At 70.0% G+C, this 2,527-nt stretch carries 4 protein-coding genes; 3 read left to right on the forward strand and 1 reads right to left on the reverse strand.

All coding sequences use genetic code 11. The features are described 5' to 3' along the window. Positions 1-115: 115 nt before the first annotated feature. Positions 116-1,096, reverse strand: a complete 981-nt coding sequence (gene add, locus ACFWY9_RS23925; protein ID WP_378339962.1) for an adenosine deaminase — start codon at positions 1,094-1,096, stop codon at positions 116-118. 129 nt (positions 1,097-1,225) lie between these two features. Between add and ACFWY9_RS23930 the strand changes: the two genes are divergently transcribed. Genes ACFWY9_RS23930 through ACFWY9_RS23940 form a run of 3 tightly spaced genes read left to right on the forward strand, consistent with a single transcriptional unit; the run spans position 1,226 to position 2,295 of the window. After that, positions 1,226-1,681, forward strand: coding sequence for an SRPBCC family protein (locus ACFWY9_RS23930; RefSeq protein ID WP_378330733.1), 456 nt, complete (start codon positions 1,226-1,228; stop codon positions 1,679-1,681). Then, positions 1,678-2,010 carry an ArsR/SmtB family transcription factor gene (locus ACFWY9_RS23935; protein ID WP_378330732.1) on the forward strand — a complete coding sequence of 111 codons (333 nt, stop codon included), beginning with the start codon at positions 1,678-1,680 and terminating at the stop codon, positions 2,008-2,010. Before ACFWY9_RS23930 ends, ACFWY9_RS23935 begins: the two co-directional genes overlap by 4 nt. 54 nt (positions 2,011-2,064) lie before the next feature. Then, positions 2,065-2,295: an antitoxin gene (locus tag ACFWY9_RS23940; RefSeq protein WP_378339963.1), complete on the forward strand. Its 231-nt coding sequence runs from the start codon at positions 2,065-2,067 to the stop codon at positions 2,293-2,295. Positions 2,296-2,527 lie beyond the last annotated feature (232 nt).

Consider the following 2,527-nt stretch of genomic DNA (forward strand, 5'->3'; position numbering starts at 1 on the left):
GCCCTCACACGCGCTCCGCGCCATCCGGGGTGCTCTCTCTGTTTGGGGGTCGCGTTTTGTGTTAAGTTCCACCTGACCCCATCGTTGAGTTCGCGACACGACTTCGAAGTGGCTGTCACGGTGTCGCGAGCCAGGCGTCGATGTCCGCGTGGGCGGCTTTTTTCGTTGCCGCAGGGGCGAAAGAGGCGTCGAAACTCGCTCGTGCCAGGTTCGCCAGCGTGGCGTCGTCATAGCCGAACGTGGTGCGGGCGCGGGCGTACTCGTCGGTGAGCGTGGTGCCGGTGACCGAGGGGACGTCGGTGTTGAGCGTGACCGTGAGACCCGCGTCGATCAGCCGGGGGAGCGGATGCTCGGCGAGCGACGGGACGAGCCCGAGCGTCACGTTCGAGGACGGGCAGACTTCCAGCGCGATGCCCTCGTCCCGGACGCGGACGACCAGTTCGGGGTCCTCGAGGATCCGGATGCCGTGGCCGAGCCGTTCGGAGTGGCCGACGTCGAGCGCTTCGCGGATCGAGTCCGGACCGGCGTCCTCGCCCGCGTGGTGGACGAGGTGCAGCCCGGCCTCGTGCGCTTGGTCGCACACCGCGGCGAACGGGGCTATCGGGTACTTTTCCTCGCCCGCCATGCCGATGCCGAACACTCCTTCGTCCGCGTGGCGCAGCGCGAGATCGAGAGTGCGCTGTGCCCGCTCGACCGAGCGACGACGCGAGTGGTCCAGCAGGACCCGCCATTCCAGACCGTGCTCGGCACCGCCCTTGGACAGTCCTTTGAGGACGGACGCGAGGGGCATGTCCGGCTCGCCCAGACGTTCCGTGTGCGACGCGGCGGTGAACGTCACCTCGGCGTAGCGGGTGCCCTGCGCGGCCTCGTCCTCGCAGAACTCGCGGGCGATCCGCTCGAAGTCTTCCGGGCGGCACAGACATTCGCGCAGCAGCGCGTTGTAGTCGGCGAAATCACGGAAGCCGGTGAACGCCGGAGCTTCCCGGGGGACGTCGATGCCGTTGGCCGTTCCGATCTCCCACAGGGTCTCCGGCCGGATCGTGCTTTCGAGGTGGATGTGCAGATGAGCCTTGGGCAAGGTCGCGAGATCCCGCATGGCCGTGATCCTGCCCGATCGGGGCGGACGGGCGCGCGGGATTATCCGAGGCGCAACCCTGAGGTTGCGCCTCGTCCTCGTATGTGCAACTCTGGGGTTGCACTCGAACGTCGCAACGGAAGGAACGTCATGGTCAAGGACCGGATCGAGCAGGAGATCGTCATCGACGCGCCCGTGGAGCGGGTGTGGGCGGTGCTGACCGAGCCGGAGCACGTCGGGCAGTGGTTCGGGCACGGCGAGCCCCCGCCGATCGACCTGCGCCCCGGCGGTGTCATGCGGCTGGACCACGGGGAGCACGGCCAGTTCCCCACCGTGTTCGTCGAGGTCGAGCCGCCGCGGTACCTGTCCTACCGCTGGGCGAGCGGATTCCCCGGCGAGATGGCGACCGAGTCGAATTCGACGCTCGTGGAGTTCACGCTGTCGCCGGAAGGGGACGGGACCCGGCTGAACGTGGTGGAGAGCGGCTTCGCCCAGCGGCCACAGGCCGCCAACCCCACGCGGAACGACTCCTACGAGAGTCACGAGGGCGGCTGGTCGGAGGTCCTCGCCGCGGTACGGAAGCGGTCCGAGAAACTGGCGGTATGACGCGTCATCCCGGTACCGGCTCCGTCGAGGAGGTGCTCGCCGCGCTGGCCGACCCCACCCGGCGGCAGCTCCTCGACCGGCTCGCCGCGCACACCTCGGCGACGGCGACGCAGCTGGCCGGGGAGTTGCCGGTGAGCAGGCAAGCCGTGGTCAAGCACCTGGCGGTGCTCGACCAGGCCGGTCTCGTCACCGGACATCGCGACGGCCGTGAACGCCGCTACCAGGTCCGGCCGGACGCGCTCGCCGACACCGCGCGCTGGCTCGACCACCTCGCGGCGCGGTGGGCGAAGCGGCTGGACGCCATCAAGCGGATCGCCGAGTCCGGCTGAACCCACGCCGGGAACCCCGGACACCCCGCTTCGCGTTGGAGAGGGTGAGACGCGATGCAGGAGGAGACGATCACCGTGGGATTTCTGAAGAAGCTGACCGTCGTGGCGGGTGCGGCCACCGCGGCACGCGCGTATGCGAAGAAGAACCCGGAGAAGGTGAACCAGTTCGTCGGCAAGGCGGCCAAGTTCGTCGACGAGAAGACCAACGGCAAGTACCACGACCAGATCGGCGGCGCCGTCCGCAAGGTCAACGGCGTCACCGGAAAGCCCGCCCCCGAAGCCTGACCGCCTTCCCGAGGGTCGGCTCGCGTACCGGAAAGGTCGGCTCGCGGTACCCCCGGGGCGGGTGTGGGGCCCCCGCCCCCGGGGCGCGCGCCGCCCCCCCCCCCGCCCTCGCCCTGCACCCGCTGCGCTCCGCGGGTGAACACCCATTCCCGCCGGTGGGGGGCTCCCCCCCCGCGCCCCGCGCGGCTGTCCGTGACAAAGTACCGCGCCGGGGGAGTGAACTCCTCGGTGT

It is taken from the genome of Amycolatopsis sp. NPDC059027 (assembly GCF_042739735.1).
Lineage (GTDB): Bacteria > Actinomycetota > Actinomycetes > Mycobacteriales > Pseudonocardiaceae > Amycolatopsis.

What these genes read in the sequence shown, in the direction of transcription:
- ACFWY9_RS23940 (WP_378339963.1), top strand. Translation starts at nt 2,065, where the DNA reads ATGCAGGAGGAGACGATCACCGTGGGATTTCTGAAGAAGCTGACCGTC.
- ACFWY9_RS23935 (WP_378330732.1), top strand. Translation starts at nt 1,678, where the DNA reads ATGACGCGTCATCCCGGTACCGGCTCCGTCGAGGAGGTGCTCGCCGCG.
- ACFWY9_RS23930 (WP_378330733.1), top strand. Translation starts at nt 1,226, where the DNA reads ATGGTCAAGGACCGGATCGAGCAGGAGATCGTCATCGACGCGCCCGTG.
- add (WP_378339962.1), bottom strand. Translation starts at nt 1,096, where the DNA reads ATGCGGGATCTCGCGACCTTGCCCAAGGCTCATCTGCACATCCACCTC.